The sequence below is a fragment of the Polynucleobacter sp. UB-Piko-W3 genome, from assembly GCF_018881635.1.
In the GTDB taxonomy this organism is placed as follows: Bacteria; Pseudomonadota; Gammaproteobacteria; order Burkholderiales; family Burkholderiaceae; genus Polynucleobacter.
Map to the genome: position 1 here is coordinate 1,165,392 of NZ_JACVPY010000002.1, position 21,199 is coordinate 1,186,590.

At 43.0% G+C, this 21,199-nt stretch carries 21 protein-coding genes and 1 pseudogene; 8 read left to right on the forward strand and 14 right to left on the reverse strand.

Going from position 1 to position 21,199, the window contains the following annotated elements; translation table 11 throughout:
* Positions 1 to 28: 28 nt before the first annotated feature.
* Positions 29 to 700 (reverse strand): annotated as a pseudogene (locus ICN31_RS10625) (TerC family protein); the annotation flags it as partial.
* Positions 701 to 819: 119 nt separating this feature from the next.
* Between ICN31_RS10625 and ICN31_RS06270 the strand changes: the two are divergent.
* From ICN31_RS06270 to ICN31_RS06280, 3 genes are all read left to right on the forward strand, one after another.
* Positions 820 to 1,698 (forward strand): LysR family transcriptional regulator, encoded by an 879-nt coding sequence (locus ICN31_RS06270; RefSeq protein ID WP_216259657.1) that lies wholly within the window; start codon positions 820 to 822, stop codon positions 1,696 to 1,698.
* A 64-nt stretch (positions 1,699 to 1,762) separates the two neighbouring features.
* On the forward strand, positions 1,763 to 2,731 hold the full coding sequence (locus tag ICN31_RS06275; RefSeq protein ID WP_216259659.1) for a sodium-dependent bicarbonate transport family permease: 969 nt from the start codon (positions 1,763 to 1,765) through the stop codon (positions 2,729 to 2,731).
* A gap of 17 nt (positions 2,732 to 2,748) precedes the next feature.
* On the forward strand, positions 2,749 to 3,603 hold the full coding sequence (locus ICN31_RS06280; RefSeq protein ID WP_216259661.1) for a DUF6671 family protein: 855 nt from the start codon (positions 2,749 to 2,751) through the stop codon (positions 3,601 to 3,603).
* A gap of 7 nt (positions 3,604 to 3,610) precedes the next feature.
* Here the strand turns inward: ICN31_RS06280 and ICN31_RS06285 are convergent, their stop codons facing one another.
* From ICN31_RS06285 to ICN31_RS06320, 8 genes are all read right to left on the reverse strand, one after another.
* A complete protein-coding gene (locus ICN31_RS06285) occupies positions 3,611 to 4,888 on the reverse strand; it encodes a glutamate carboxypeptidase (protein ID WP_216259663.1) in 1,278 nt (425 codons plus the stop codon).
* Positions 4,889 to 4,931: 43 nt separating this feature from the next.
* On the reverse strand, positions 4,932 to 5,669 hold the full coding sequence (locus ICN31_RS06290; protein WP_088524834.1) for a Sua5/YciO/YrdC/YwlC family protein: 738 nt from the start codon (positions 5,667 to 5,669) through the stop codon (positions 4,932 to 4,934).
* A gap of 26 nt (positions 5,670 to 5,695) precedes the next feature.
* Entirely contained in the window at positions 5,696 to 6,679 is a 984-nt protein-coding gene (locus tag ICN31_RS06295) for a tripartite tricarboxylate transporter substrate binding protein (RefSeq protein WP_216259667.1), read from the reverse strand.
* A gap of 213 nt (positions 6,680 to 6,892) precedes the next feature.
* Positions 6,893 to 7,612, reverse strand: a complete 720-nt coding sequence (locus tag ICN31_RS06300; RefSeq protein ID WP_216259674.1) for a transporter substrate-binding domain-containing protein — start codon at positions 7,610 to 7,612, stop codon at positions 6,893 to 6,895.
* Between the two features lie 12 nt (positions 7,613 to 7,624).
* Positions 7,625 to 8,758, reverse strand: a complete 1,134-nt coding sequence (locus ICN31_RS06305; protein WP_216259676.1) for a mandelate racemase/muconate lactonizing enzyme family protein — start codon at positions 8,756 to 8,758, stop codon at positions 7,625 to 7,627.
* Between the two features lie 26 nt (positions 8,759 to 8,784).
* Positions 8,785 to 9,774 (reverse strand): tripartite tricarboxylate transporter substrate binding protein, encoded by a 990-nt coding sequence (locus tag ICN31_RS06310; RefSeq protein WP_216861400.1) that lies wholly within the window; start codon positions 9,772 to 9,774, stop codon positions 8,785 to 8,787.
* 72 nt (positions 9,775 to 9,846) lie between these two features.
* On the reverse strand, positions 9,847 to 10,644 hold the full coding sequence (locus ICN31_RS06315; RefSeq protein WP_216259678.1) for a hypothetical protein: 798 nt from the start codon (positions 10,642 to 10,644) through the stop codon (positions 9,847 to 9,849).
* Between the two features lie 76 nt (positions 10,645 to 10,720).
* Positions 10,721 to 11,353: a glutathione S-transferase gene (locus ICN31_RS06320; protein ID WP_240553666.1), complete on the reverse strand. Its 633-nt coding sequence runs from the start codon at positions 11,351 to 11,353 to the stop codon at positions 10,721 to 10,723.
* 207 nt (positions 11,354 to 11,560) lie between these two features.
* Here ICN31_RS06320 and ICN31_RS06325 point away from each other — a divergent pair, with 207 nt between their 5' ends.
* Complete coding sequence (locus ICN31_RS06325; RefSeq protein WP_216259681.1) at positions 11,561 to 12,487, forward strand: LysR substrate-binding domain-containing protein; 927 nt, start codon at positions 11,561 to 11,563, stop codon at positions 12,485 to 12,487.
* Between the two features lie 11 nt (positions 12,488 to 12,498).
* Here ICN31_RS06325 and ICN31_RS06330 read toward each other — a convergent pair whose 3' ends face one another.
* Entirely contained in the window at positions 12,499 to 13,083 is a 585-nt protein-coding gene (locus ICN31_RS06330) for a DUF3501 family protein (protein ID WP_216259683.1), read from the reverse strand.
* A 35-nt stretch (positions 13,084 to 13,118) separates the two neighbouring features.
* Positions 13,119 to 14,456 carry a heterodisulfide reductase-related iron-sulfur binding cluster gene (locus ICN31_RS06335; protein WP_088524841.1) on the reverse strand — a complete coding sequence of 446 codons (1,338 nt, stop codon included), beginning with the start codon at positions 14,454 to 14,456 and terminating at the stop codon, positions 13,119 to 13,121.
* 377 nt (positions 14,457 to 14,833) lie between these two features.
* On the opposite strand from ICN31_RS06335, the gene ICN31_RS06340 reads away from it, so the two are divergent.
* Positions 14,834 to 15,271, forward strand: a complete 438-nt coding sequence (locus tag ICN31_RS06340; RefSeq protein ID WP_088524842.1) for a rubrerythrin family protein — start codon at positions 14,834 to 14,836, stop codon at positions 15,269 to 15,271.
* A gap of 85 nt (positions 15,272 to 15,356) precedes the next feature.
* Here the strand turns inward: ICN31_RS06340 and ICN31_RS06345 are convergent, their stop codons facing one another.
* Both ICN31_RS06345 and ICN31_RS06350 read right to left on the reverse strand, forming a co-directional pair.
* A complete protein-coding gene (locus ICN31_RS06345) occupies positions 15,357 to 15,803 on the reverse strand; it encodes a thioesterase family protein (protein WP_216259685.1) in 447 nt (148 codons plus the stop codon).
* Entirely contained in the window at positions 15,800 to 16,948 is a 1,149-nt protein-coding gene (locus ICN31_RS06350) for an iron-containing alcohol dehydrogenase (RefSeq protein ID WP_216259688.1), read from the reverse strand. Before ICN31_RS06350 ends, ICN31_RS06345 begins: the two co-directional genes overlap by 4 nt.
* Before the next feature lie 238 nt (positions 16,949 to 17,186).
* On the opposite strand from ICN31_RS06350, the gene ICN31_RS06355 reads away from it, so the two are divergent.
* Positions 17,187 to 18,119 (forward strand): tripartite tricarboxylate transporter substrate binding protein, encoded by a 933-nt coding sequence (locus tag ICN31_RS06355; RefSeq protein ID WP_216260807.1) that lies wholly within the window; start codon positions 17,187 to 17,189, stop codon positions 18,117 to 18,119.
* A 13-nt stretch (positions 18,120 to 18,132) separates the two neighbouring features.
* Here ICN31_RS06355 and ICN31_RS06360 read toward each other — a convergent pair whose 3' ends face one another.
* Positions 18,133 to 19,014: a 3-keto-5-aminohexanoate cleavage protein gene (locus ICN31_RS06360; protein ID WP_088524846.1), complete on the reverse strand. Its 882-nt coding sequence runs from the start codon at positions 19,012 to 19,014 to the stop codon at positions 18,133 to 18,135.
* A 330-nt stretch (positions 19,015 to 19,344) separates the two neighbouring features.
* Between ICN31_RS06360 and ICN31_RS06365 the strand changes: the two genes are divergently transcribed.
* Both ICN31_RS06365 and ICN31_RS06370 read left to right on the forward strand, forming a co-directional pair.
* On the forward strand, positions 19,345 to 20,427 hold the full coding sequence (locus tag ICN31_RS06365) for a two-component regulator propeller domain-containing protein (RefSeq protein WP_255530981.1): 1,083 nt from the start codon (positions 19,345 to 19,347) through the stop codon (positions 20,425 to 20,427).
* A gap of 13 nt (positions 20,428 to 20,440) precedes the next feature.
* Positions 20,441 to 21,199: a substrate-binding domain-containing protein gene (locus ICN31_RS06370; RefSeq protein ID WP_133062478.1), complete on the forward strand. Its 759-nt coding sequence runs from the start codon at positions 20,441 to 20,443 to the stop codon at positions 21,197 to 21,199.

The following is a 21,199-nucleotide window of genomic DNA, read 5'->3' on the forward strand; positions in this document are numbered from 1 at the left end:
CAGCTGGGGCGATGATCTCTTCAAGCGCCCGCCTGCTTTTGATAAATCCTGCAAATAACACGCCAAGAATGACTATCAGTTGTATTGCATAGTCCAGAACCGGATTTTGGAATACTGCCAACTCTTTAACCATTGGCTCCGCAAGCATCATCTTTGCTGCCGTCCAAGCCAACACGCCTGCACCCAAGTAAATCACTGAGGGATAACGCTCTACTAACTTGAGAATTTGGGTTGAACCCCAGATCACAATCGGAATACTAATTAACAGGCCCAGTACGACTAAGAGGTAGCTACCATGAGAGGCGCCTGCTACGGCCAAGACGTTGTCTAGGCCCATGACAGCATCAGCAATCACGATTGTCTTCATTGCACCCCAAAAACTGGTTGATGCATGATCATGCTCTTCATCACCATCTTTACCTGGATGCAATAGCTTGTAAGCAATCCATACCAATAACAGACCACCAACTAACATCAAGCCTGGAATCTGTAATAGGTATACGACTGCAAGCGTCATCGCACTTCTGACTGCAATTGCGCCTACCGCACCCCAAATAATTGCCTTCTTTTGCAAATGGGGAGGTAAATTTCTGGCAGCCATAGCAATGACGATGGCGTTATCGCCAGCCAAAACGAGGTCAATGACGATAATGGCCAACAGGGCTGAAAAAAACTCAGGGCTAAACAGTTCCAATTTAATAACCTTTATGCGTTTACGGAGTCCATGAATGCCATGGCTCTTGATGGGGTTAATTTAGGAGCATTTGCACTTAGTTAAAAGCAGAGATATATTGATAATAATTTCGGAAAAAACTGACAATGAGCAATTCCTATAACTATCGCCACCTCTATTACTTTTGGGTAGTCGCCAAAGAAGGCAGTATGTCCAAGGCCGCAGAGCGCCTGGATATGGCCATCCAAACCATTAGCGCTCAAGTTCATGAGCTAGAAAAATCCCTTGGATACCTACTTTTTAAACCTGCTGGACGAGGCATTGCCCTGACAGAGTCTGGCTTTGCAGCTCTTGAAATTGCGGATCAAATTTTTTCTATTGGCGAGAAGCTACCTGAAGCAGTCAGAGATGCAGCTAAATCCCCAAAAACAAAAATTATTGTTGGTGTATCGGACGGCTTGCCCAAGCTCGTGACAAGGCAGTTGTTAGAGCCTATCCTCAAACACAAGGACGCACAACTCATTGCTCATGAAGGAAAGTTTGAAGACTTGTTGGCAGATTTGGCGCTGCATCGTTTGGATATTGTCTTGGCAGACCGCCCCGCCCCTAATAATAAGAATCTCAACGTTTACAGTGAAGAGCTCACTAGAACATCAATGGCTTGGTATAGCCCAAAGCAATTTGTGAAAAAAGCTAAAAAAGATTTTCCTCATTGCTTAAATGAACTGCCCATTCTGATACCAACACCTCACTCGACTGTTCGTCTTTTAATAGACCAATGGTTTAGCAAGCATGGCATCACACCTAATATTGTTGGAGAATTTGAGGATAGCGCCCTACTGAAAACCTTTGCAGCTAGCGGCCTAGGAGTCTTTCCTGCTGGGAAGCTGATAGAGAAAGATCTCAAAGAAACCTATGGGATGGAATTGCTCGGTGACTGTGATGATATCTATGAATACTTTTACGCCATCCGATCTGAGAAGAAAATTCAGAACCCACTAGTTCAGGCAATTATTAAGCAGTAGTTTTTTATAGACCCATTAAGAATGCGGATAATAATCAAAAGCTGATTACACATAGAATGTATCAATGACTAATTTCTTAGACCCTGCAATTTTATTTTTTTTATTCGGTGCATTTGCAGGTGCCGTTAAATCGAATTTAGAAATTCCCTCTCAAATCTCCAGATTTTTATCATTGTATTTATTGATGGCATTGGGATTAAAGGGTGGTTTTGCTCTCCACAAATCTGGTTTCACCAGTGAAATTGGATTCTCCCTTGGTCTAGCAATTTTCTTAGCCATCATCATTCCGATCTTTGGCTACTGGCTCTTAAGAAGAAGCTTGAATACTTTTGATGCAGCCGCTATTGCAGCTACCTATGGGTCAGTGAGTGCTGTTACCTTTATTACTGCTACTCAGTATTTAGACCAATTCAAGATTGAGTATGGTGGTCATATGGCAGCTGCAATGGCACTGATGGAATCACCAGCCATTATCTTAGCGATTATTTTGGCCAATAAAGCGAGGGCCTCTCACTCAAAAGATTTAAAAATCAAACAAGAAGCTACCAGTATCTCCAAAATACTACACGAATCTTTTACCGATGGAGCGCAACTGTTGTTGCTAGGCTCAATGCTTGTAGGTCTAGTCAGCGGCGATGCTGGTCAACAGCTAATGGCACCTTTTTCGATTGACCTTTTTAAAGGTATGCTGGCTTTCTTCTTGTTAGATATGGGTCTGATGGCAGCCAGAAATTTCGGGGGACTCAAGGGTAAGCCACCCATAACCGTTTTATACGCAATTGGCTCCCCTTTGTTTCATGCTCTATTAGCCTTACTACTTTGTAAGCTCATTGGTTTACCTCTTGGAAATACCATCTTACTCATGGTGCTCGCCTCCAGCGCTTCTTATATTGCTGTGCCAGCAGTATTGCGCCATGCCATGCCTGAAGTGAATCCAGCCTTATACATGGGGATGTCATTAGGCATCACCTTCCCCTTTAATATTATTTTAGGCATTCCCATCTATACCATCATTGCCAAGTATTTTATGTAAGGAAATAGTCAAGCAAGATGCCAATCTATTCAAAGTCCTACTCTGGACTCAAAGCAAGCTTATTGACTCAACATGGCAAAGAGTCAATCATTTGCCCGCAACTATTTGACTCCAATGACTTAGAAGTCATTCATGTATCAGACTATGACACCGACAAACTAGGATCATTTACTAGGGATATCCCAAGATACGGATCTCAACTGGATGCCGCAAGAAAGAAGGCTAGAGTTGGAATGGAGCTTTCGGGTTTAAAGCTTGGCATTGCTAGCGAAGGTGCTTTTGATAACGACCCTTACACAGGCATGTTTCCTTGGAATTATGAGTTAGTGCTTTTGATAGATGACATCCGAAATCTTGAGATTATTGGATTTTTTGGTGGCCAAGCTCAAAGCGCCAGCCAGCTAGTATCGAGCTGGGATGAATTGACTGCACTGCTTTCTGAAGCTCAATTCACTACGCATCAATTAGTAATTCGCCCTGACGATGAACATCATCCAGAATGTCGCAAAGGTATTAAAGATCTTGAATCCTTAAAAGAGGCATTTGAATGGGCAACCAAGCTTTCAAAAAAGGGGAATGTCTTTGTAGAGAATGACCTCAGAGCACATACCAACCCAACCCGCATGGCTAATATTCTGAAGGCTACGCAAGATCTCTCTAGAAAGATGAATTCTTTATGCCCAGAATGTGAGGCGCCTGGTTTTTGGGTAACAGAAAGGAAAAAGGGATTGCCATGCGCCTCTTGTGATGCACCAAGCAATTTACCCCTAGCAAATATTTGGTCATGCGTTAAATGCAATTACAAAAAAGAGGAAGTGATTGCCAATCAAGCGAAGGCAGATCCATCAAAGTGCAACTACTGTAATCCCTAAAACTGGATCAATTCCTATCCCCGACTTTGCCTTTAGAAATATCGATGATGAGGCGTGATAGTAAATACATTCTTGGGGTAATAGAACTCACCAAAATGTATTCATCGTCATTAGAGTGGGCGCCAAATCCTTGAACCCCCATACTTTCAATTACTGGATTTTGAGTATCCAGCGCAGCAAAGGCAGCATCCGTTCCGCCGCCGGCAGCTACTGTCCCCAAAATTAACTCACGGCCAAGTTCCGAATAGACTTTTTTAGCATATTCTGCCATTTGTAAAGACTGAGGGCTGGTCAATAGAGGTGGGCGACGGCGCTCAAAAGCAACATCAATTTTGGCATCAGGCATTTGCTGCGTTTTGACTCGCTCCCGCACCTTTTTCTCTACCACATCAAAATCATCTTTCTTCATCACACGAACATCAGCGGTAGCAAATGCAATAGAGGGTATGACATTGCGATTGGTACCAGCGGTTGCTAGAGTCCAATTCATTTTTATACCCTCTTTAGGATCTGATAAATCACGCATCTGTTGAATCTGAAACGAGAGCTCCTCTAGGGCATTTCTTCCCAGTTCGGGCGCAGAACCCGCATGAGATGCTTTACCAGTAATATTTAAATTAACAGCTGCAATTCCTGCTGTAGTGAGGGCAATACGATCAGATTTTGCTTGCGATGCCTCACATGAAAAGGTGGCATCATGCTCTGCACCTAGCTTTGAAAAATACGCTCGTGCTGCGGGGGAGCTAATTTCCTCATCACCATTAATGAGCACAGTAATTTTTCCATAGTCCTTAAATTTCAACTTTTTCAAGCTATCCATGGTGTGCAGAATTAATGCAATTCCTTGCTTATCATCCGAAATACCTAAGCCATAAGCACGATCGCCATCAATCCTGAACGGTTGCTTGGCAAGCATACCTTTGAGATATACCGTGTCCATGTGCGCAATTAAGAGTATTTTCTTTGTGCCTGAACCCTTAAATTCAGCCTTCACCATGCGGCCCGGCCTATCAGGCGTATCGTGCATTCGGTACATATTAGCACCAGGTTCGATAAACTCAACCTGCCCACCAAGCGCCTTAAGGCGATTAAAAATTACTTGCGATATCTTGTCTAACCCTTCGCGATCCCTACTTCCAGACTCAAGGGATACCAATTCTTTTAAGGTATTTAAAAACGGTTTTTGCTCTTTTTCTACCACCGAAAATATAGGCTCTTGAGGGGCAGCGATACTGACTGATGCAGCCCCCATTACAGCAAGAAAAAATAAAATGGATTTTTTCATTTGTCCCTCTAATGATTTTTCTATTCAGAATAAAAGAGAAGCATTAGTTATTTACTATTGGTAAGCCAAATTCGTTAGTATGGCCTGATGGGTTTAGATCAACTGATTGATCTGGTGGCAGCTCAATTTTGTAATGTCTTCTTAGAATATCTGATATCTGCTCATAACAAACACCCATACGGACAACTTGCATAGTTTCAAAGTTAATCAAAGTTGCAGACCGTCTATACATATGATACTTACGCAGGCCATAATCGATAATGACATCTGCGATGCTAGTTAATTCATCTTGAATATCTTCAACTCTGAACTTTGTTCCGGTTCCAGTTAAATTGGCAGATGATCCAAATAAGGGGTGCACCTCTTCGCGACTTAACTTAGTAATTTCAGCATGAAATGGTCCAGCATTTACCAGCATAGCCAATGTTCCACCAGCAGTACTGGCAGCAAGGGCATTTGGATCAATTTTTTTCATTAATGGATGATCGGTACGATAAGTGGCAATAGGGCCTAATGGCAAGTTGTAATCTTGCGTAATCACTTCAATCATTTCTTGGCCACGCTTATCAAGCACCTGAAGCTCTCGCTGTGTTTCCATATCGCAAATCAAAGCATTGCGTTTATGTCCACCCCTTTGCTTAGCATTAAATATTTTCTTTAGGCCTTCTCTTGAGCCGCTGATCATCGTGTAACCAACATCTACCGGGAAAATGGCTATCCCTCCAGATTTACAAATTTCAAATGTTCTACGTGCATCTGCTTTGATATCTAATCTAGACATAAAAATCTCTCTTTTAGTTTATAAATTTATTGTGGTTTGAAGTTAGCAGCTTTAAGAATCGGTGCGAATTTGTCATATTCTTTTTGTAAGATAGCAACGGTATCTTCAGAAGTGCTAAATCTAACTTCAAATCCCAAGCTCTCCATTTCACTTCGATACTGCTTATCGTTGAAGAGCTCGGAGAAAGCTCCCTCCAGTCTCTTAACAACGGCTTTAGGAGTTTTGGCTGGAACCATGATGAGATAGCGCGAGCTCACCTCCATGTTTAATATTCCACTTTCTGCAAGGGATGGAATGTCCGGAGCTAATGTTGATCTTTGAGGGCTGATTACTGCCAAGATCTTCACTTTGCCCGCTTGGGCATATGGCTGAACTTGGGATAAAGTAAACATTCCAATATCGACGTGACCAGCAATCGTATCTGTTAAAGCGGGTCCGTTACCCTTATAAGGAATCTCATTGACATCGATATTGGTTCGGTTAGTAAATAACATTGCCGCTAAGTCATGAGGACTGCCTGGTCCAGAAGTAGCTAAAGCAACCTTACCTGGATTCTTTTTTGCATAGGCAATGAGTTCCTTCACATCCTTTGCTGGAAAATTCGGATTTGCCACTAAAACAATTGGTGCACTTGCGTAAAAAGAGATTGGGGTCAAATCCTTGCGAATATCAAAATTAATCTTTGAAAAAAGTAATGGCGCTAAAACAATCGTGTCAGTGTTCGCCAAGAGCGTATAGCCATCAGGTTCAGACCGAACCACTATTTCAGTGCCAATCGTGCTACCTGCCCCACCCTTGTTCTCAATAATAATCGCCTGGTTTAAACGAGAATCAAGGTGCTTACTCATGACCCTAGTCGAGATATCTGTGCCACCACCTACTGCATAAGGTATGACTAACTTAATCGGTTTATTTGGATAAGACTGTGCATGAGCAAAACTGGCAATCCCAATAAGAACTATAGCGCTCTTTAAAAAGACTGACGTCATGAATGAAAAGAATGAGTTCATTACTGCAAGCTCCTATTGAGTACCAATTAAACCCCCAATTAAAAAAGCAATCTTCACCACACTTCTTAACACTAGGGGGATAACTCAATCTAACATGCGAACCTGTAAAGGACCCTCAGGGATAACCCGAAAATAGCATATCCATACAAGTGGTGAAGTGTAAGCACCCTAAGTAGACTTTGATTAACTTCTAGGGACTTTTTTATAGATAACTTAAGCCGCTACAGATAAACCATCGACCTGATGCTTTTGAATAAAAGATGCAATGAGGCCGGATTGCTTTGCCTCTTTTACAAATTGAGTTAAAAATTCAACCCCTTGGATATTCTCCTTGGCTGTTGCCACTCCCTGCTGCACAGCCATGAATTGCCCATCCAAGACTTTAGATCCGGGTAATCTTTTGGACTCTTTTATTAAACCCGTCTTAAGTCCTGCAAGCGCATGAAGATTTTTACTAAAGAATAGCTCGACACTTGCTTCCAAGGTATCAGCATGGACCAAGGAGGCATGCTGAATATTACGAGCTAGCCATAAATCATAGGCGCTCTTCTGAAATGAGGCAATCTGGATACCAGGAGCATCAACAGATTCAATCGTTTTGAGTGTTGAATTTGGTGGGACTAAATAAGAAGCCTCAATTTCGACATAGGCTGGTGCAAAAGTAATTTTTTGCGCGCGATCTGGGTCAGATCCAACCAAACCAATCCCGCAGATACCGCTTGCTACTGCCTCTACCAACTCACCTTGAGTATCAAAAGGCAGTAATTGAACTTTCACATTCAATGCTGCTGCAATAGCCTTGGCCAAGTCAGGTGAGACACCATCTGGATTGCCTTGATTATCTTTTCCGGTAACTAATAAAAAATTACCGAGATAAATGCCGGCTGTTAAAACCCCGTTGGGTGCAAGCTGATTCGCTATTTGATTACTCATGGGATCTGTAGATTAAATAATTCGTTCACTAAATTTTTTCATTGCCGCCTCAGATAAGGTTAAGCCCAATCCAGGCTGCTCTTTTAATGTCATCATGCCATTTTTAATAATCGGCGGATCTTCAAATAACTCTGCCTGCAAGGGATCTCTCTCTGGGTCAGTAAATGCTTCCACAATACAGCCCGCAGGACTGCCTGCCACAATATGCGCATGTATGAAGCAATCATGATGAGGCGCAACTTGAACATGGTTAAGCTCACAGAGTCCCGCCATTTTTCGGCCTTCAGTAAAGCCGCCAAACATCGTGCAATCAAATTGCAGTATCTGAATTGCCTGTTCTTCAATCATGGCACGACAACCATAACTGGTCAGCTCACTCTCGCCTCCAGATAGTGGGATGCGAGTTTTATTGGAGAGCAATTTCAAGGCTCTACGATCATCTTCCCATCTCACTGGCTCTTCAAGCCATCTTGGATTGAGAGGCTCCAATAATTGCGCGCCCTTGATAGCAGTTTCTAAATCCCATGCACGATTCACATCAATCATGAGATCCCTTTTATCGCCAATGACTTCTCTGATAAGGGCCATGCGCTCGATATCTCTTTCCAGCGGTAAGCCACCAACCTTTGACTTGAAGCCAGTATGTCCTTGGTCTACTAATTTCTGCACCTCATCGCGCAGTTCAGCATCGTCCTTACCATCGCGATAGTATCCACAGGTGACATAGGCAGGTACTTCACTACGAAAGCCGCCAAAAATTCTATACAAAGGCAAACCAGCAGTCTTGCCAACAATATCCCAAAGCGCAATATCAATTGCTGAGGATATTCTGATGACTGCCTCTCTTGACCAACCTTTTTCACTTGCTAGTCTGCTAGTAGTAAGCGCAAATAACTTCTTATAGACACGTTCAGGGGCCAAAGGATCTTCACCAATAATTAAATCACCAATGCCAGACTTAAATGCCTTAACAGCAAAATCAATTGGCGTATAGCTAGTAGCTAGACCGAAGCCGTCAATACCCTCATCGGTATAAATGCGAACTAGGATCTCATTAGCGGTAGGAACAATAAAGTGGCTAACCCAATGTGGCCTACCTGATTGTGGTGCTTTAAGAGTGAAGACTTCAAGACGTGTAATTTTCATAAATGGATTTTTAATTCAATAAAACATTATTCATCAATGGAAGCGCCAGATTCAGCGATAATTTTTTTCCAGCGCACAGATTCAACCTGAATCATTTTGGTGAAGTCCGCAGGCGATGCAGTTGGCGCAATATCCAAACCCTTTTCGCTCATGCTGTCACGAAAATCTTTGCTGTTAAGCGCCTTCTGAATATCGCTATGTAATTTGGCAACAATATCTTTGGGTGTTCCAGCAGGAGCCAAAATACCAACCCACATATCAGGATTAAAGCCTGGCACTGTATCTGCAATAGGGGGAATTTCTGGGGCTAGTGGAGATCTTGTTACTGAAGTAATTCCAAGAGCACGCAATCTTCCATCTTTTATAAGAGGTAAAGCTAAAGGCAGGCTTGAAAAGTTCATAGGAACTTGACCTGATACTGTATCCATTGCAGAGGCAGCTGCACCTTTATAGGGAACATGAACAATATTTGTTTTGGTAAGGTACTTAAACAAATCAAACAGTAGATGGTTCGGGGTGCCATTTCCAGCTGACCCATAAAACAACTCACCAGGCCTTGCCTGAGCATAAGTAATCAACTCTTTAACTGTTTTTGGTGGGAACGAAGGATTAGTAACGAGTACATACGGAGCCCTTACGATCGGCGCTACTGGCTCGAAATCTTTTTGCGCATCAAAACCTGTATTTTTATATAAATAAGGATTGATTACTATCGTATTACCCAAAGCAAGCAACAATGTATAGCCGTCCTTAGGCGACTTCGCTACATATTGGGCTGCTATATTTCCGCCGGCACCAGGGCGGTTGTCAACAATGAAGGGCACCTTCAACATATCCGTCAATTTTTGTGCGATTGCCCTACCCGTAATATCGTTAGCGCCTCCGGGAGCCTGTGTCAAAACAAAAGTAACTTGCTTGTTCGGATAGCTTGCCGATGTCTGCGCATAGGCGTTTGGACTCAATATTAAACAGCCAGATAAGCACAAGAGCACATACTTCATCATGATACGCAGCATACTGCCTCCTCATTAATCAATGTTTTACTAACTATAAGTTAGAAGTGATATTACTATTTAATACTTAATCGACTATCTCACTGCATCCTTGAGCATCAACAGATCTCTATTGACCTCCTCATAAGGCATCAAGAGATTTGGAAGCTCTAGCGAGAGGATGACATAAATCGAGATACCAATAAGCAGCGTATATAAAGAGGCTAATAACCAGTCAGTCTCATTTTTTAAGACCATCGTGTAGCCAATCAAAAAGGCGCCAATACAGAGAAGGGCGAACAAAAACTTTAATAAGAGAGATGGAGGATGGGATTTTGTATCGATGACTCCAGCTGCAAAGGCCGTAGCCAAATTGCTGACTTGAGACGTAAGTAACCCCGTTGCAAAGGCCTTATTTTCGGAGGATGTATTCAAAGTTGCCTGTGTGACGTCCTCCTGAATCTTTCTAGTTGCTGCCATAATTTTTGCTCCCCCAGCATCTATATCAGACATGGCTATGAGATTTTTATATGCCGTGAGTCGTGCATCCAACAAATCATCGAGAGATTTTTTAACGACTACTTGATCATTTTTGTTTAGATACTTTAGCGAGCCATAAACCTGTTGAAGTGTTTGCGCTTGAACTCGAATAGCATCCATACGATCCACATATCTCGATGCAGATCCAGAGAATGTAAAACCTAGAACCAAAGCAGAGAGGCCAAAAATGGCCGCCGCTAAAGAGTCTCTAATGACAGCTCCACTCTCGCCATACTTTTTTAGTCGATAGAGCCCAACAGACCAGCCAATGGCAGTGAAAATAATAATCGCAATGATTAAACCAAAAGGAACATACTGAGCTATGTGCAAATTTGATTCAAAAAATGAGTGCATAGAAATCTGCCTTTTAAAAGATACTTACATTCTAAGCATTTAGTGGGCTAAAGATGGAAAAATCTGAAGCACTGAATCAATCTCTCCAGGCGGGATGTTTATCCATGACCGAAAGAAATAGCTTGGACTCAATCTGTCGGCGTAACCATTTTTGAATATGGGGGATGGGTAATAGCTCAAACTTTTGCTGGTCAACCATGGAAAATTGTCGAATAAATGGAAAAATAGCCACATCAACCCAAGTCATTCTGCCGCCCAGTAAATATTCGCTAGATCCTAGCGCGCGCTCCATGGGCTCCAACATCAACTCCATTACATCAGCTAGAACTGCTACTTGATTTAATTGGGGGTATCGATTGGGATATTTGTATTGGTCTAATAAACCCTTAAATACTTCGTCATTTTTCTCAATCCATGTCTTGGCGATATTCTCATCAAGCATGTTCCAACCATCTGGATCGGAAACCTTTAATGCCCAGCACATGATATCTAAGCTTTGGTCTAGAACAAGTCCATCCACATATAAAACAGGAACAGTGCCTTTGGGCGATAGATCTAACATCGATTGCGGCTTATTTCGGAGTTCAATCTCTCGATACTCAAACTGAATGCCTGCATATTGCAGCGCCATCCTAGCCCTCATGGCATAGGGGCACCTCCGGTAGGTATACAAAATTGGCGTCATCGTTTGATTACTGAAAGCTAGCATTAGACGATTTCAATACAAGTATCGATTTTTTTAATCTACCCAACCGACCCTCCTCTATACTGAGATTTCTAAATAAAATGACTAGCTAAGACGGAACTAAGCGAGAATTTTCCTCGATTTAGGTGCTCACAAAGACTGATAGTGCACCAAGACTTAATTGAAGTAAATTCTGCGGAGAATTCCTAACAGCATCATAATATTCCCTATATGACACTGACAGAATTACGCTATATCGTCGCAGTTGCTCGTGAACGCCACTTTGGTAGAGCAGCGGATGCTTGCTTTGTTTCTCAGCCAACTCTATCGGTGGCAGTTAGAAAGCTAGAGGAAGAGCTTAATACACAAATTTTTGAGAGAACCAACACTGAAGTTTCGATGACCAGCCTAGGCGCGCTCATTGTTGATCAAGCTCAACGGGTGCTGGAAGAGGCAAATTCTTTAAAACATCTGGCTATGCATGGACAAGACCCTCTATCTGGTCCATTGCGACTCGGCGCAATTTATACCATTGCGCCCTACTTACTTCCAAGCTTGGTGATAATTGCAAGAAAGCGATTGCCCAATGTACCTTTATTTTTAGAGGAAAACTTTACGGTTCGTTTGCTGGAGATACTGCGCCAAGGAGCACTAGATTGCCTAGTTCTAGCAGAGCCCTTTGCAAGCGCTGGTTTAAACCAAATTGATTTATATGACGAACCATTTTTGGTTGCCGTACCTAAGGGTCATCCTTGGGAGTTCCGCACTTCGATACCGCACCGCGAGCTCAAGGAGCAAAATACTTTATTGCTGGGAACCGGTAATTGCTTTCGAGATCATGTCTTGGGAGTTTGTCCTGAATTAAACCGCTTTGGCTCAGGCGCTACTCTTGGCGAACAACGCAGCTTTGAGGGATCTTCCCTAGAAACCATTCGGCAAATGGTAGCGAGCGGCATTGGTATTTCAGTTATGCCTCGCACTTCCGTTGCAGATCCAGAAGCTGCAGATCAGCTTATTCGGTATATCCCTTTTGAGGACCCCATACCAACTAGAAGAATCTGTCTTGTCTGGCGCAAGAACTTTCCCCGTGCTGCTGCAATGGAGGAATTAGCCAAAGTCATCCGTGAATCCGCTCTACCGGGGGTTACCTACCTTTAGAGCGGACTGTACTAGCTTAAGTCAGAAACTAAAGATGCCAAGGTTTCTAGTGGCAAGGTTTCAACATGCATTGGGTATCCCTTGTGATCGCAACCTACCATTAATTGAGCGCCGGCTTTCAGAGCTCTCTTCATATCACTAGTCAGATCAAAACGCATAAAGTGCACTGCTGATGTTTTCTCAGCAGTAGAACGCTCTAAATCTTCATCGGCAATGGCATAGAGGCGCGGCTGACCTTCTACTTCAATAAAGATCTGATGCTCAATACCTACTAATTTGGCAAGTGCGACTTTACGATCAGCTTCATTAGGATATTCAATCATCATCGTTGCCTTGAAGTCAGAGCCTCCTGGAACTAAGGGGTTATAAGCATTCAACTCATCCTCAATGCCCTCTTCCTCAAAGGTCTTTTCGACGCGCAACATTTCTTGTATCTGATAACGCATTAAAAATTCATTCTCAAAAATCATCGTTACATGATCACCAAGGTGGACAGTGCGTAAACGACGCTCTTGAATTGCCTTCTCACGAAAAGCAGGACGCTCTTTGTGATAAGCCTCAAGACTCAGAAGGCTATCGCGTGTAATAGTTGCCATACTTTAATAATTCCTTTTTATATTGATAGTGTTACTTACAGACCGTATGCCTTAGCAAGCAAAGTGAGTGGATGCGCCATTTCTGATTTTGGCAATCCCAACTCTTCCATGCCTTGCTCAATATGATGACCGGCAAGCTGACAATCCGAGCTAATGTAATTGGGCTCTTCCTCAGCCATTCTTTTGAAAACAGGTTTACCAATCTTCATCGCTGTTTCATGAAATTCTTTTTTGACACCCCAAGTACCAGAGTGGCCAGAACAACGTTCGACCACATTAACTTCCGTACCAGGAATGAGCTTTAGAGTTTCAGCGGTCTTCTGTCCGACGTTTTGCACACGGGAGTGACAAGCCATGTGATAGCTAACGTGACCAAGCTCTTTACTGAAATCTTTTTTAAGCAGCCCATCAGAGTTGCGTGCCATAAAGTATTCAAATGGATCCCACATCGCATCTTTAACTAATTGTGTATCAGCGCATTCAGGGAACATCAGTGGTAGCTCTTGCTTGAACATCAAGGTACAGGAAGGAATTGGCGTCACAATCGCATATCCTTCACGCGCTAATTTAGCTAATTTAGGAATATTCTTTTCCTTATTCTCTGCCACCGACTCTAAGTCGCCGAGCTCTAGCTTTGGCATGCCGCAACATGCTTCCTTATCTACCAATTCATATGGAATTTGATTGTGATTCAGAACCTTAATGAGATCTTGACCAATTCCTGGCTCGTTGTAATTAATGTAACAAGTGGCGTAGATAGCTACCTTGCCTGGCGTCTTTGTGCCATCAACCACAGGCCATGCGTCTGACTTCTTAGCCAACTGCGGGAAAGTCTTAGGAGCATATTCAGGAATCCAAGCATTCTTATCAACTCCCAAAGCGCCTTCCATCACCAAGCGCGCAAGTCCAGTGCTATTAACTGCATTCACTGCCTGCGTAACAATCGGAATTCCAGCGAAGTGCCCAAGCTTGTCTGTAGAGGAAAGCAACTTATCGCGGAATGTTGCTTTGTCATCTTTAAAATTAACCGCCTTTGCACGCAGCATCAAATGCGGGAAATCGATATTCCAAGGATGTGGTGGTACGTAAGGGCACTTCGTCATATAGCAAACATCGCAGAGGTAGCACTGATCGACTACCTTCTGATAGTCAGCTTTATCAACCTGCTCCATCTCCAGATCTTCAGTAGCATCAACTAAGTCAAAAAGAGTCGGAAATGATCCACAAAGACTCACGCAACGACGACAGCCATGGCACAGGTCAAAGACCCGCTCCATTTCGGCCTCTAAATTGGCCTTGTCATAAAACTGGGGATTTTTCCAATCCAAGGGGTGTCTTGTTGGAGCCTCTAGACTGCCTTCACGTGTTGTCATATTCGTTCTCTAATGTTTTTTTGCATGGGCTATGCAACTCAATGGCGCTAGTGTATGACCCAAAGATTCGATAGTAAAATTGTATTAATTAACAATTTCAATAGGAAATAACTAAATACACGGAAATCTGGGGGTAAATTCGGTCTAAACCCCAAGAAAACCTCAAATGGAAGCTTCATTTGAGGATATACCCTCCAAAATCGCCTGTTTCATGTAGTTAAGGTGTTTTATTTTATTAATTGAAATATCTATATCAGTTGTTTTTAACTATCAAGACAATACAAAAATACGATTATTCAGGCCGGCAATTTTGTCCATAATGAGTCCGTGGTGATGTTTTCACCCCTATTTCAACAACCCATTCTTAGGAGTCATAAATGGCTAAAACCGTAAAAGGTACAAAGACAGAACAGTCTTTGAAAGAAGCATTTGCTGGTGAATCACAGGCAAACCGTCGCTATCTCTATTTCGCGAACCAGGCTGACATTGCTGGTGCAAACGATGTAGCAGCAGTATTTCGTTCAACAGCGGAAGGCGAAACAGGCCACGCTCACGGTCACATGGAGTATTTGATCGAAGGCGGTGCAGGCGAGCCAGGTACTGGTATGCCAGCTAAGACAGTTGCCGAAGCATTGCAAGCAGCTATCGCCGGCGAAACTCATGAGTACACAGACATGTACCCAGGCATGGCTAAGACAGCACGCGATGAAGGCTTTGACGAAATCGCTGATTGGTTTGAAACATTAGCAAAGGCTGAACGTAGCCACGCTAATAAGTTCACCAAGACTTTAGAAGCGCATTTAGCAAACGTTTAATAATTGTTTGTTGTACCAAATAAAAAAGACTGCCTAGGCAGTCTTTTTTATTTATTGAGGTCACTGAGTGAAGCAACTGAACAACTCAGCTATCTTTTAAAAGCCCCTGCAATACTTCACGTACCTTCTGCGGAATCGGTGTGGATTGATTGCTCAATCGATCTACATACACGTGCACAAAGTAACCTACTGCACAAGCAACATCCTCATGATTTTTAAAGATAGCAACCTCATATCTAGCGCTGCTATTACCTAAGTGAGTGACTTTCAATCCCACATGAATTAAATCAGGATAAACAATTGGGGCAAAGTATTGGCATTGGGTTTCAACAACCAAGCCTATTTCTTTGCTATTTTGGAGATCTAAAACATCATGCTCAATCAAATAACGATTGACTGCTGTATCGAAGAATGAGTAGTACACCGCATTATTAATATGACCATACACATCGTTGTCATTCCACCTCGAATGAACTTCTTCAAACGCTACAAAATCTGCGCGAGTTGGCGGTGGGGATTTTTGATGACTCATAAGGCCTCTCTGTAAAGAGCATTAGCATCAGTTAAGGCGATCTCACGGGGACTATTTTGCAGCAGGCGAGTCTGGAGCATGGCATCACTTGCCAATTGGTCAATATCATTCGAGGTAATCCCCACTTCTAATAATCGCTTGGGCAGCCCCAAACTACCGACGAGCCCACCTAAATAATCTGCTAGTTGAGATGCTTGCTCTGTGGTGGATCCTTGCAAGCCTGGCTTGATGATTTGTCCAAGCTGAGCGTACATAACATGCGCCTGCGCGATATTAAAGCGCATCACAGGGCCTAACATCAAAGCATTGGATAGGCCATGAGATACATGAAATCTGGCACCAATGGGGTAGGCCAAAGCATGCACTCCAGCTACTGGCGCATTCGTAAATGCCATGCCCGCAAGACAAGCACCTAAGAGCATATTTTCACGAACGACGATGTCATCACCCACATTGACCGCAGCATGAAGATTGCCAGCCAATAATCTGAGTGCTTCTTTGGCCAAACAATCAGAAACCGGATTTTTTAAACGCTTTGTTGTAAATGCCTCAATGGCATGCACCATGGCATCAATACCAGTTGCTGCTGTGATGTGTGGGGGTAAGCCTAAAGTCAGTTCAGCATCTAACAGTGCCACATCAGGCAAGAGTTTAGGGGAGACAACGCCTTTTTTCTCACTCTCGCTCACTGTGACAATAGAGATAGTGGTGACTTCAGAGCCCGTTCCTGCAGTAGTAGGAACTAAGATCAGAGGTAGTCGCGGACCTTTAGCCATGCCGATGCCATATACATCGGCTAACTTTTCTTTTCCTGGCGCCAAGAGTGCCACCAATTTAGCAACATCCATTGAACTGCCACCGCCGAATCCAACAATGAAATCTGCTTTACATTCTTGAGCAAGCTTTACAGCGCTATCAATCACAGAAACCGGTGGATCAGCCTGAACATCTGAAAATACTTTTAGAGAAAGTGCCAATTCTTTGAATTGAGACAGCGCCTTATTTAACAATCCCGCTGATAAGACGCCAGGATCAGTAACAATGAGTACTGATTTACCACCACGCTCAATAATCCGCTTGGCTAAATGAGCAGACCCACCCCGTTCTACGATGATGGACTGTGTTGAGTGGAAGTCAAATTGCATTTCTGTACCTTATAAAAATCCTGCCCAACTAATACAGAAATCATAACTCACGCAATCAAGAGTTTTAGGCCAATTTATCCTGAAAACCTAGGGCTTTTACTAATTCATTTGCCCTGTATCAGAATAGTTGTCAATATTGCCACCCCTATAATGGTCTGATAAATTACTGTGAATTATTAAGGGGACTAAAGTGAACTATCAAACTCATTTCAAAAGATTTGCAGGCATTCTACTGAGCATGACTGCCTTGACATCTTTAAGCCATGCAGCTGATGTCTTCCCATCCAAGCCCCTCAAAATTATTGTCACTGCCGCTCCTGGAGGAACGACTGATATCGCATCTAGGGCACTTGCAGATCAGCTCGGAAGAGAATTAGGGCAATCAGTGTTAGTTGAAAATAAAGCGGGGGCAGCAGGAATTATTGCTCTGCAAGCATTAATCGCTAGTCCAGCAGATGGCTACACCATGGCGATGGGCAACATTGGTACAAATGCTATTAACTACGCCCTATATAAAAGCCTGCCGTACAAATCAGAAGACATGAGGGCTATCAGCGTTGTTTTAGCAACCCCTAATGTCATGGTGGTGAACTCTGCCCTACCAGTCAAGACCGTGGCTGACTTCGTAGCATTGGCTAAAGCAAACCCAGGTAAGTATTCATTCGCATCTTCTGGCAGAGGACAGTCCATTCACATGTCAGGTGAATTATTTAAAAATATGTCTGGTATTGATATCGTCCACGTACCTTACAAAGGTGCAGGCCCTGCTCTCATTGACTTGCTAGCTGGGCAAGTGACGATGATGGTTGATAATTTGCCGAGCTCTATAGAACATATTCGCAACGGCAAACTACGCGCCTTAGCAGTCACTAGTAAAACCCGTAACCCTGATTTACCAGATGTACCCACCATGCAAGAAGCAGGCTATCCAAACTTTGAAGTGATTGCTTGGTTTGGATTATTCGTGCCAGCTAAAACGCCACAGCCAGCAGTAGATAAAATTTATGCTGCGCTGAAAAAGGTTTTAAATTCGCCTGAAACCAAAGCGAAGTGGAAAGATTTGGGTGGCTGGGGAATTGGTGATACCCCCGCGAACACTGATCTATTTGTGGCTGCTGAAAAGAAAAAATGGGAAGACGTTGCCGTTCAGGCAAAGATCCCACGCGAGTAAATCACAGAGTCATTTACTGCGCAGGTCTTAAGCCCAGCATCGCACGTGCTTCACTAGAAGAAGCTAACTCGCCGCCCATGCTTTCGATGAGCGCTTTAGCTTTGAGGACTAACTCAGCATTGGTTTTGCAAAGTACGCCTTTGCTGAGATAAATATTGTCTTCCATGCCAACGCGCACATGGCCGCCATATAACCAAGCTTGAGCAACGATTGGATACTCTGCCCGACTAATACCAAAGGCGGCCCAATTGGCGCCCTGAGGTAGTTGATCACGCATATATAACAAAGTAGCTGGATCGGTATTTAGGCCATACTTCACGCCCATCACGAAAGTGAAAAGTCCTGGGCCATCAATCGTACCGTCCTGCAATAGATCTTTTGCTAGATTAAGATCGCCAGTATCAAAGATCTCTAATTCAGGCATGACTCCTGAATCACGAATCACCTTAGCCATCTTACGAACGTTAGAGGGCGTATTCATTACAACATCAGCACCTGAATTCATAGTATTTAAATCTAAGGAGCAAATATCTGGTTTTAACTGGGCAACATGCTCTACCCTTTTCAGCGGATGGCACAAAGTAGTCCCTGGTGCAAATACCTTAGGATCATCTTCACTCGGAATATATCTACCGCCAGGCCCGGTAGTTAAGTTAATGATCAGCTCTTTATTTTTCGCCTTAATTAAACGCATCACCTCAGCGTAATGACCTATATCCATTGATGGCTTGCCCGTATCAGGATCGCGCACATGAATATGTACTACGGCGGCCCCGGCATCAGCTGCACCTAAGCAAGATTCCGCAATTTGAGCAGGAGTAATTGGCAAATAAGGCGTCATCTCAGGTTTGGTGAGATTACCTGTTACTGCACAAGTTAAGATTGTTTTATTCATGATTTACCAAAAGAAAATAAACGATAGCGGACTCTATCTTACAGTGATAGCACCCGACTCTTCTGAAGCCGGGCATTAGCTCATCTTTCTGAGAGAAGATCGCATATGCCGCCTAGTAAACCATCCTAAGGGATAACCCGAAACTTCTATTTCTAAGTAAATATTTAAGAGTAAGCTCCCAAGGAGCGAGACATTGGTTTGCTGAAATTACAGATCACATCAACTATCTGATGATCCGATTTGATCCAGACAAGGTCACGCCATTAAAGAGTGAAGCACAGTCGCTAAATTCAAAACCAGCAAGCCGTTAGGGAGCATATTGTGATAAAAATGATTCAACATGGATTCTTCATCGTATTGCTAACGCTTAGTTGCAGCGCATTTTCACAGAACCAATCGACCACCAAGGCGCCACAATATAAAGTTGATGCTTCTTGGCCAAAAGCATTACCCAATAATTGGATATTAGGTCAAGTGGCAGGGGTAGCCACCGATAAAAATGATCATATTTGGATCATTCATCGACCACTTACTATTACAGACGATGAAAAAGGTGCCACGCTAAATCCCAAAAGATCAAAATGCTGCATCCCTGCTCCACCTGTTCTTGAGTTTGATAAAAACGGGAATTTATTACAAGCATGGGGCGGTGCTGGCAATGGTTATAACTGGCCTAAAAATGAACATGGAATTTATATCGACCCTAACGGTAATGTTTGGGTTGGTGGGAACGATCAAACTGACCATATGATTCTAAAATTTACTAAACAAGGAAAATTTCTTCTGCAAATTGGGTCTCCTGGCGCAAGTCTTGGTAGCAACGATACGACTCAGCTTGGCCGTCCTGCTCACATGAATGTCGACCCTATTGCAAACGAAGTTTATATTGCCGATGGCTACTTAAATAAACGTGTCATTGTTTTTGATTCCAACACCGGAGTCTATAAGCGTCATTGGGGTGCATACGGAAATGCTCCTAGCGATGAAAAGATGCCGAATTTTAATCCGACGTCAATGCAATTTGCTAATCCAGTTCATTGTGTTCGTCTCATGAAGGACAACACCTTATTTGTTTGCGATAGAGCAAATAACCGTATTCAAGTGTTTGAAAAAAATGGAAAATTTATACGTGAAATGGCTTTTGAAACTGAAACTCGTGGTTCGGGATCGGTTTGGGATCTCATCCCTTCGGATGCAAGTGAAAAGTATATTTTGATTGCGGATGGCACTAATAATGAGGTCACCGTGCTAGTACGTGACACCGGCCAAAAAGTAGGATCTTTTGGTAGAAGCGGTAGAAATGCAGGAGACTTTCACTGGGTTCACAATATCGCAGTTGATTCTGAAGGCAGTGTATACACTACAGAAGTTGACACCGGAAAGCGGGCTCAAAAATTTATGAAATCAAAATAAATTGGTTCATCTCTTGAAATATCTTTTTGCCTACGCGCTCTTTTTAACGCTGAGTACTCCTGCAATAGCCCAACTCGAAGTCATGATCTCGGGTGGTTTTCAGGGGCCCTACACACAAATGCTACCTTCCTTTGAAAGGACGACTGGCATTAAGGTGATTACAAAATCTGGGGCATCTCAAGGCTCTGGTCCTAAGACCATCAAAGCCCAACTACTCACTGGTACAACAGCAGACGTAGTAATTCTTTCACGTGAAGGACTTACTGAGCTCATTGCAATGAATAAAATTCTTCCAAATTCAGATGTTGATTTAGCACAGGTCCCTATAGGTTTAGCCGTCCCAGCAGGAAATGCAAAACCCGATATCTTGTCTACCAAAGCTTTTGTGGATGCACTTGTCAAGGCAAAAAAAATAGTTGTTCCAGGCAGTACTAGTGGCATTTACTTAACTAAAGAAATTTTTCCTAAACTTGGTATCAGTGATCAAATTTCAGTACAAATAACTGAGCGAGGTGCACAAGCTACAACATTGCTGGCTAATCGCGAAGCGAATATTGCCCTCCAACCCAGCAGCGAACTCATCAATGTAGCGGGTATTGATTATGTGGGCCCAATACCTGATAGCCTTCAACTCATTCAAACTTTTGCTGCCGCAATCACTACAAATGCATCGAACTTAGAAGGGGCTAAAAAGTTAATTGAATATTTAAGCTCGCCCATTGCAGTAGGGCCCATCAAAAATAGTGGCATGAATGTCATACAATCAAAATAA

What these genes read in the sequence shown, in the direction of transcription:
- ICN31_RS06335 (WP_088524841.1), bottom strand. Translation starts at nt 14,456, where the DNA reads ATGACAACACGTGAAGGCAGTCTAGAGGCTCCAACAAGACACCCCTTG.
- ICN31_RS06345 (WP_216259685.1), bottom strand. Translation starts at nt 15,803, where the DNA reads ATGAGTCATCAAAAATCCCCACCGCCAACTCGCGCAGATTTTGTAGCG.
- ICN31_RS06280 (WP_216259661.1), top strand. Translation starts at nt 2,749, where the DNA reads ATGCCAATCTATTCAAAGTCCTACTCTGGACTCAAAGCAAGCTTATTG.
- ICN31_RS06290 (WP_088524834.1), bottom strand. Translation starts at nt 5,669, where the DNA reads ATGTCTAGATTAGATATCAAAGCAGATGCACGTAGAACATTTGAAATT.
- ICN31_RS06355 (WP_216260807.1), top strand. Translation starts at nt 17,187, where the DNA reads ATGACTGCCTTGACATCTTTAAGCCATGCAGCTGATGTCTTCCCATCC.
- ICN31_RS06320 (WP_240553666.1), bottom strand. Translation starts at nt 11,353, where the DNA reads ATGCTAGCTTTCAGTAATCAAACGATGACGCCAATTTTGTATACCTAC.
- ICN31_RS06285 (WP_216259663.1), bottom strand. Translation starts at nt 4,888, where the DNA reads ATGAAAAAATCCATTTTATTTTTTCTTGCTGTAATGGGGGCTGCATCA.
- ICN31_RS06350 (WP_216259688.1), bottom strand. Translation starts at nt 16,948, where the DNA reads ATGCAATTTGACTTCCACTCAACACAGTCCATCATCGTAGAACGGGGT.
- ICN31_RS06340 (WP_088524842.1), top strand. Translation starts at nt 14,834, where the DNA reads ATGGCTAAAACCGTAAAAGGTACAAAGACAGAACAGTCTTTGAAAGAA.
- ICN31_RS06330 (WP_216259683.1), bottom strand. Translation starts at nt 13,083, where the DNA reads ATGGCAACTATTACACGCGATAGCCTTCTGAGTCTTGAGGCTTATCAC.
- ICN31_RS06270 (WP_216259657.1), top strand. Translation starts at nt 820, where the DNA reads ATGAGCAATTCCTATAACTATCGCCACCTCTATTACTTTTGGGTAGTC.
- ICN31_RS06310 (WP_216861400.1), bottom strand. Translation starts at nt 9,774, where the DNA reads ATGCTGCGTATCATGATGAAGTATGTGCTCTTGTGCTTATCTGGCTGT.
- ICN31_RS06365 (WP_255530981.1), top strand. Translation starts at nt 19,345, where the DNA reads ATGATTCAACATGGATTCTTCATCGTATTGCTAACGCTTAGTTGCAGC.
- ICN31_RS06300 (WP_216259674.1), bottom strand. Translation starts at nt 7,612, where the DNA reads ATGAGTAATCAAATAGCGAATCAGCTTGCACCCAACGGGGTTTTAACA.
- ICN31_RS06325 (WP_216259681.1), top strand. Translation starts at nt 11,561, where the DNA reads ATGACACTGACAGAATTACGCTATATCGTCGCAGTTGCTCGTGAACGC.
- ICN31_RS06360 (WP_088524846.1), bottom strand. Translation starts at nt 19,014, where the DNA reads ATGAATAAAACAATCTTAACTTGTGCAGTAACAGGTAATCTCACCAAA.
- ICN31_RS06295 (WP_216259667.1), bottom strand. Translation starts at nt 6,679, where the DNA reads ATGAACTCATTCTTTTCATTCATGACGTCAGTCTTTTTAAAGAGCGCT.
- ICN31_RS06315 (WP_216259678.1), bottom strand. Translation starts at nt 10,644, where the DNA reads ATGCACTCATTTTTTGAATCAAATTTGCACATAGCTCAGTATGTTCCT.
- ICN31_RS06305 (WP_216259676.1), bottom strand. Translation starts at nt 8,758, where the DNA reads ATGAAAATTACACGTCTTGAAGTCTTCACTCTTAAAGCACCACAATCA.
- ICN31_RS06275 (WP_216259659.1), top strand. Translation starts at nt 1,763, where the DNA reads ATGACTAATTTCTTAGACCCTGCAATTTTATTTTTTTTATTCGGTGCA.